At 70.6% G+C, this 7,314-nt stretch carries 6 protein-coding genes and 2 pseudogenes; all 8 read right to left on the bottom strand.

The window, feature by feature from the left end; translation table 11 throughout:
• Positions 1-121: 121 nt before the first annotated feature.
• Positions 122-1,570: a sensor histidine kinase gene (locus D3105_RS31320; protein ID WP_118906265.1), complete on the bottom strand. Its 1,449-nt coding sequence runs from the start codon at positions 1,568-1,570 to the stop codon at positions 122-124.
• Between the two features lie 74 nt (positions 1,571-1,644).
• Positions 1,645-2,532 carry a DUF5936 domain-containing protein gene (locus tag D3105_RS31315; protein WP_044372296.1) on the bottom strand — a complete coding sequence of 296 codons (888 nt, stop codon included), beginning with the start codon at positions 2,530-2,532 and terminating at the stop codon, positions 1,645-1,647.
• A gap of 22 nt (positions 2,533-2,554) precedes the next feature.
• The gene (locus D3105_RS31310) at positions 2,555-3,499 is read right to left on the bottom strand and encodes a type II secretion system F family protein (RefSeq protein ID WP_118906264.1); all 945 of its coding nucleotides are present in this window, start codon (positions 3,497-3,499) and stop codon (positions 2,555-2,557) included.
• Between the two features lie 10 nt (positions 3,500-3,509).
• Positions 3,510-4,847 carry a CpaF family protein gene (locus D3105_RS31305; protein ID WP_118906263.1) on the bottom strand — a complete coding sequence of 446 codons (1,338 nt, stop codon included), beginning with the start codon at positions 4,845-4,847 and terminating at the stop codon, positions 3,510-3,512.
• Positions 4,848-4,909: 62 nt separating this feature from the next.
• On the bottom strand, positions 4,910-5,320 hold the full coding sequence (locus tag D3105_RS31300) for a TadE/TadG family type IV pilus assembly protein (RefSeq protein WP_118906262.1): 411 nt from the start codon (positions 5,318-5,320) through the stop codon (positions 4,910-4,912).
• Entirely contained in the window at positions 5,314-5,754 is a 441-nt protein-coding gene (locus D3105_RS31295) for a TadE family protein (protein ID WP_118906261.1), read from the bottom strand. Before D3105_RS31295 ends, D3105_RS31300 begins: the two co-directional genes overlap by 7 nt.
• Before the next feature lie 3 nt (positions 5,755-5,757).
• A pseudogene (locus D3105_RS31290) lies at positions 5,758-6,609 on the bottom strand (AAA family ATPase); the annotation flags it as partial.
• Positions 6,596-7,210: pseudogene (gene cpaB / locus D3105_RS31285) on the bottom strand (Flp pilus assembly protein CpaB); the annotation flags it as partial. The pseudogenes D3105_RS31290 and cpaB, both read right to left, overlap by 14 nt.
• Between the last annotated feature and the right edge of the window lie 104 nt (positions 7,211-7,314).

The following is a 7,314-nucleotide window of genomic DNA, read 5'->3' as shown; positions in this document are numbered from 1 at the left end:
GGGTGAGCGGGATGGGCGGCGACGGGTGCTGGGGGGCGGGGCGGTGAGCCGCCGCCCCGTAGCGGTTCGGCGCAGGGGAGACATCGTCCGGCATGCTGCGACCTCCTCTCAGGGTCGAGGGTTACGGGTGAGTGAGCGGCGTGTCCGTCTTGGGTGATGGTGGGGGTGCGGAAGCTTCTGCCGGCGCTGGTGCCCCAGCTGGTGCGGAAGCAGGTACGGATGCGGGTGCGGGCGCCGTAGCGGACCCGGGCGCCGGCGACGGGTTCTCCACCGCCCCGCTCGCCAGCGCCGCCAGCGGCAGCTCCACCCGTACCTCCGTCCCCTTCTCCGCCTTCCCCCGGCCGATCCTGATCCGGGCCCCGATCGACGCCGCCCGCTCCACCATGCCGACCAGGCCGAAGTGGCCCGCCCGGCGCAGCGCTTCCAGCGTCGTTCCGGCGGGCAGGCCGCGGCCGTCGTCGTACACGGTGACGCGGAGCATGTCGCCCTTCACGCCCGCGAGGACGATCAGGTACGTCGGGGACGCGTGGCGGTGCGCGTTCTCCATGGCCTCCGAGGCGACGGTGAGGAGTTGGCGGGCCACCGCCTGCGGGACCGGGGGGACCGGCGTCTCCTCGGAGAGGCGGCGGAAGGTGGCCGTGATCGGGTGACGGGCGGTGAAATCCTCCGCCTGGGCGGCCAGTTCGGCGACCAGGTCGACGCCGCCCTCCAGGCCCTGTTCGCGGCGCAGGTCCGTGAGCAGCTCCCGGGATTCGGCGGCGGCCCGGCGGGCGGCCCGGGCGACCAGCTCCGCCTGGAGCTTCACGGTGGGCGGGTCCATGCGGTCCGCCGAGCCCGCCAGACCGTCGGCGGCCAGCGCCAGACCGTGCAGGGTCTTGGCGACCGAGTCGTGCATCTCGCGTGCCAGGCGGGTGCGCTCGCCCTCCACCGCCTCGTTCACCGCCAGCCGCGCCCGGGTCTCGGTGAGCGCCTGGGTGGCCGTCCCGAAGCGCAGGAGCAGGTTGCGCAGGGTGACCCCGACCGCGCCCGCTATCACGCAGAAGCCGGGGAGGAGGAGCCGTGTCGCGCCGTCCCCCTCCAGTTTCGGGACGCTCGCGTACACACCGATGACGATGAGCACCTGGAGCGCCGCGAAGACCGCAGCCCCGCGCCAGCCGTGGATCAGACCCGCCAGCAGCGGGGTGCAGACGGTGACGTACGCGAGGGTCGACTCGGGCGTCGCCGTGATCAGCAGCAGCGCGCCGAAGAACACGTCGACGGCCAGCAGCCAGGGGTGGCGCAGGAGGACCGGGCCGAAACGTTCCCAGTCCCGGAACAGCAGGTACGAGCCCATGAAGGTGACCAGGATCGCCGAGCCGATGAACCAGGTGGGCAGGCCGGGGGCGGTGTGGCTGATGGCGTACGGAGTCGCTATCGCGATCATCGCCAGCCGGAAGCCGAAGACCTGGCGGCACATCGCCTGGAGCGCGTTGACCTGGATGGCGAACGCCGGGCGGGCCGGGGTGCCGGTGTGGGCGCGGGTCAGTTCCGCGGCCAGTCCGGGATGCGCGCTGCCGAGCTGGTATGCCATGCGCCTGTCACCTCCGTCTCGTGTCCCGTAAAGCTGCTCCGGGGTCTCCGTCCCCATCCCGCCCGTCGTTCATGTCACCCGCCCGTGAGTGCCCCGAAGTCGACGTCGGCTCCGTACACGAATCCGACCGTGAGCAGCAGGAGCGTGCCGGGCAGGAGGAACGTGGTCACCGCGAACGTCGCCTTCGGGACCGCCTTGGCCGCCTTGCGGCGGGCGTTCTGGGCGTCGGTGCGGCGCATGTCGTTGGCGATCTGGATCAGCGTCTCGACGATCGGCGCGCCCAGCTCCTCGCCCTGCTGGAGCGTCGTGACGAACATGGCGACCTGCTCGGAGTCGTTGCGTCTGCGCAGCTCCTCGAAGGCCTGGCGGCGGCTGACGCCCATGTCCATCTGGCGCAGCGTGATCCGCAGTTCGTCCGACCACGGGCCCTCGTACTTCTCCGCGACCCGGTCCAGCGCCTGACGGAAGCCGAGTCCGGCGGAGACGACGACGGCGAGGACGTCGAGGAAGTCCGGCAGGGTGCGTTCGATGTGCTCGCGGCGCACCCGGATCGCCGACCAGATGCCGGCCTCCACCCAGAACAGGCCGAAGGCGACCATCAGGAGGGCCAGGAAGAGCTGGCCGCGCAGGAGCATGGAGAACGCGCCCAGCAGGCCCAGCGCGCCGTACACCGCGCGGCGGGCGGCGTAACGGTCGATGGTGAGGCCGCCGGGGTTGCCCGCCAGGTCGATCTGGCGGCGCTTCTTGTTGACGGCCTTGGGGCCCATCATCCGCAGGACCGCGGGGGCCCACCGGATGCCGAGGCGGTCGATGCCGGAGCCGACCGCGCCGGTGCGGGTGGCCCCGGATTCGAGGGCGACGGCGAGGTCGCCGGGGAGCTTGGCGTCGGCCCGGTACATCCGGATGCCGTGGATGGCCCCGTACACGGCGAGGCCGACGACGAGAGCTAGCAGCAGGTCCATGGCGGTTCTTCCCCTCAGCTCGTCAGACGTCGATACGGGACAGGCGGCGGATCACGACGAATCCGATCGCGTACAGGACGATCGCCACGACCACCGCCGCCTGGCCGATGAAGGCACCCGTCATCCGGTCCAGCGCACCGGGCATGACCGCGTTCATCAGCAGCATCGCGCCGACGCCGAAGATCGGGACGGCGTAGGCGGTGACGGTGACCTGGGAGAGCTGGGTCTTGACCTCGCGGCGGGTCTCCTTGCGCTCCTCCAGGGTCTCGGTGAGGTTGCGCAGCGAGCTGACGACCGTACCGCCGGCCCGGTTGGAGAGGACCAGCGTCGTGACCAGGACGACCAGTTCGCGGGAGGGGAGGCGGTCGGTGAGTTCGCTCAGTGCGTCCTCCAGCGGTTCACCCACGGCCAGGCGCCTTGCCACTCGGGCCAGTTCCTCGCCGGCCGGGTTCTCCAGCTCCTCGGCGGCCATGGACAGCGAGGTGCGCAGGGCCAGGCCCGCCTGGGTGGCGTTGGCGAGGATGCGGGAGAGCTCGGGGAGCTGGTTGATGAAGCGCTCGGTGCGCTTGACCCGCTGCCAGTTGAGGAACGCGTTGGTGCCCCAGAGACCGATCAGTGCGGCGACCGGGCCGAAGAACGCGGCGAGCATGGAGGAGGCGATCATCCAGAGCCCCGCCATCGCGACGACCGCGTAGACGAGGAACTCGCCGGGCGTGATGTCCAGGCCGGTCGCGGCGAGCTTCAGCTCCAGCTTCCGGCCGAGCGCGGTGCCGCGCAGCCTGCGGTCGAGCCCCTTGAAGCGGCGGACGCGCCCCGTCTCGGGGATCTGCCCGACGTGCGAGAGCCGTTCGACGAGGGCGTCGCGGTCGGCCTTGCCGCCGGAGTAGGCGTACAGGCCCATCACGCCGAGCACGCAGCACAGCAGCGTGACGCCGACGGTGATGAGGGGGAGGTTGACGTTGTCCATGGCTCGGTACCTAGTTGGCCTCTCGGGTGGCGAGCTGTTCGGCGGAGTGGGCGACGCCGAACGCCTGCGGGATGGGCTGGCTGGCCAGGTAGAGGCGCTCGGCGAGCCTCCGGGGCAGCGGGAGGTACTGGAAGTCGCCGTGGATCCGGCCGTCCGGGGCCATGGGCTGGGCGTTGAAGCGGGCGACCGTGACGATGCGGTACGGGTCGCGGCCGTGGCTGTCCAGGACCGCGATCTCGGTGATCTTCCTGGCGCCGTCGGCGTGCCGGGTGAGCTGGACGATCACGTCGACGGCGCTGTTGATCTGGTCGTGCAGCGCCTCGAAGGGGATCTCGACCTCCGACATCGAGGCGAGGGTCTGGAGCCTCATCAGCGCGTCCTCGGCGCTGTTGGCGTGGACGGTGGCCAGCGAGCCGTCGTGACCCGTGGACATCGCCTGGAGCATGTCGAGCGACTCGCCGCCTCGGACCTCACCGACGACGATCCGGTCGGGGCGCATACGCAGCGAGTTGCGGACCAGGTCGCGGATGGTGATCTGGCCCTTGCCCTCGACGTTGGCCGGGCGGGACTCCAGCCGGATCACATGGCTCTGCTGGAGCTGGAGTTCGGCGGAGTCCTCGATGGTGACGATGCGCTCGGCGTTCGGGATCAGCCCGGAGAGCGCGTTGAGGAGGGTCGTCTTGCCGGTGCCGGTGGCCCCCGAGACGATGATGTTGAGCTTGGCCTGGACGAGCCCGGCGAGCAGCACCAGCATCTGTTCGTCCAGCGAGCCGAAGCCGATCATCTCCTGAAGGGTGAAGGAGCGCGGGAAGCGGCGGATGGTGAGGGTCGCGCCGGTCAGCGACAGCGGCGGGATGATCACGTTGACGCGCTCGCCGCTGGGGAGGCGGGCGTCGACCATCGGGTTGGACTCGTCGACGCGGCGGTTGACGGTCGACACGATCCGCTCGATGGTCTGCATCAGCTGCTCGTGGGAGCCGAAGCGCATCGGGAGCTGTTCGACCCTGCCGTTGCGTTCGACGAAGATCTGGTCGGGGCCGTTGACCATGATCTCGGTGATGGACGCGTCCTCCAGGAGCGGTTCCAGGATGCCGAGGCCGAGCGCCTCGTCGACGACGCGGCGGATGAGCTGCGAGCGTTCGACCGTGGAGAGGACCGGGCCCTCGCGGCTGATGATGTGGCCGAGGACGCGTTCCAGCCGGGCCCGCCGGTCGGCGGCGGCCAGCGAGGACATCTCCGCGAGGTCGATCTCCTCCAGCAGCTTGGCCCGGTAGGTGGCCACCATGTGGCCGTCCTCCCGTGCCCCGCCCTGCTCCTCCGGAGCGGTCATGCGTGCCCGCAGGCTCATCTGCGTAACTCTCCTCGTCGGGTCGTCGGGTCGTCGCGGTCGGGATCTCGGGCGGGCGGGGGTCAGAAGCCGAAGCCGACGTGCTCGTTGGGCATCGTCGCGCTCCGCTTGGCCGTCCAGTCGTCCAGGCCCGGCACGATGGAGGGCACCTTCACCTCGACCGTGACCGTGATGTCCCGGCCGCCGGTCCTGCGGTACTCGAACCCGCCGTCCTCCACCCAGTCGCTCACCGCGTCGCGCGCGTTGCTCTCGCCGCTGCCCCGGGCGTCCACGCTGGCTTCCGTACGGGCTCCGGCTCGGGCGGCCGTGCCCGCCTGGCTCGCGGCGTACGCGGCGACGCCGAGCTGGATGGCCGCCACCGCGACGAGGAGCAGCAGGGGGAGGAAGCCGAGGTACTCCATGGCGACCTGGCCCCGGTCGGCCTTCGGGCGTGCGGGACGGGAGCTCTCACCGTTCGCATGTTTCGTCACCATGACCGCGCCTCCTCCCTCGGCGATCCCGCCGTGCCCGTGATCTTGGTGTCGAGGTCGAACAGGCCCGGCACCAGCACCGGGACCTTCAGCTCCACCGTGGCCTCGTACAGGCTGCTGCTGCTCCCGCCGCAGTCCACGTCCGCCGCTCTCCGCCAGGCGCCGGGCAGGTCCTTCAGCGCGCCCTGCCGGCACGCCAGATCGGGCGCGAACTCCGCCCCGCTCCCCTTGCGCGCCCCCACGTCCGCCGCGTTGCCCGCGAGGCTGAACGTGTAGCCGATCAGCGCGCACTCCCAGAGCACCAGCATGATCAGGATGATGAAGGGGGTCATGCCCAGGAACTCGACGGCCGTCTGGCCGCGGTCCCGGCCCCGGCGGTCACGTAGGGCGGTGATCCGCCCCCGTATGCCGCTGCGAGCTGTTCTCGTGGTGGTCATCGCTCAACGTGTCCCCTCGGAGTCTCCGGGGCCGCGGCCGGAGCCGTCGCGCCGGCGGCGCGGGCGTCCGATCGAGCCCCGGTCGTTCTTGAAGGCGCCGCTGTTCCGTTTGACCAGGGCACCGCCGCTCTTCTTGCCTGTCGCGCTCTCCTTGACGATGCCCAGCTCTCCGGCCAGGCCCCAGAGCGCCTGTTTGACGGTGCTCTTGGCGTCGAGTTCGTGCAGGCGTCCGGAGTCGATGGATGCCTGGAGTTCCTTGAAGTTCGCGGGGACCGCCGCCGAGGCGACCCGGGTGCCGGTGATCTTCTGGATCAGCGGCGGCTGGATCTCGGTGTTGCGGGTGAACCGGTTGACGAGGGTGATCGTCTCCTCGGCCTTGCGGATCTGGAGGCGTTCCCACATCCGTACGACGCGTTTCGCGCCGCGAACCGCGACCACGTCGGGGGTGGTGACCAGCAGGGCCACGTCCGCCATCTCGACGGCGGCCGCGTTGGCCCCGTTCATCTGGCCGCCGCAGTCGATGACGACGATCTCGTAGCGGGTACGCAGGGCGCTGACGATCTGGCGGGCCGACCGGTCGCTGACCTCCTCGCCGCGTTCGCCCTCGCCGGGGGCGAGGAGCAGGGCGAGGCCGGTGGAGTGGGAGAACACCGCGTCGGACAGCACGCGGGGCGATATGTCGGTGATCAGGGCGAGGTCGACCAGCGAGCGGCGGAACTGGACGTCGAGGAACGAGGCGATGTCCCCGGTCTGGAGGTCCATGTCCACCAGCGCGACCGTGTTGCCGGACGCCTGGGCGGCCAGGGCAAGTTGGATGGCGGTGACGGTCGCGCCGACGCCGGAACGACTCGGCGTAGGCGACGCGCTGGGTGTCGAGCGTGTTCAGGGCGAAGGTGATCGGCACGGCCTCGGTGGCCCGGGTGCCCCGGTCGTCCGCGCTCGGGTCGAGGGCGGTGAGCTCACCGACGTCCAGCACCTTGGCGTTGGAGACGATGACCTTGGACTGGGCCGGGTCGCCCTGCTGCTCACCGGCGAAGGTGGCGTAGATGTTGACCGTGGCGCCCGGTGTGATCTTGCCCGCCACGCCGGTCGAGGCGTCGATCATGATGGCGATCTCCTGCTCACCGGCGCGGAGTTCGGGCTTGCGGACCATCATGTCCGACTGAAGGAGGGAGCCTTGGCGGAGTTCGGTGACCGCGATCTTCGACTCGACCTCCCGCAGGTCGGTCACGGCGTTCTCCGAGAGCCACCGTTTGGGCATCTTGATCTTCTCGAACTGGCCGCTGTTCAGCGCGGTGTACGGCGCCACGTTGGTCTTCAGCTGGTACGCCGTCACCTCGGGTCCGACCTTCGAGTTGACGTCGCTGATCACCGAGAGCACGCCGGCGAAGGCCGCGAAGGCGCACAGGACCGACAGGAGCAGGAGTATCACGCCGCGGCGCTGGCGGGAGTTCATGGTCCGGACAACCTCGTTCGAATCGGGTGCGTGGAGCGGACAGCGGACAGAGTGAGCGGTGCTGCGGAACGGGCATGTGCGGTGGAACCGGTAGGTGCGGTGGA

The sequence above is a fragment of the Streptomyces globisporus genome (assembly GCF_003501885.1).
In the GTDB taxonomy this organism is placed as follows: Bacteria; Actinomycetota; Actinomycetes; order Streptomycetales; family Streptomycetaceae; genus Streptomyces; species Streptomyces globisporus_D.
Note: the sequence above shows the minus strand (reverse complement) of the source record. Positions and strands in the feature narration are given on the sequence as shown.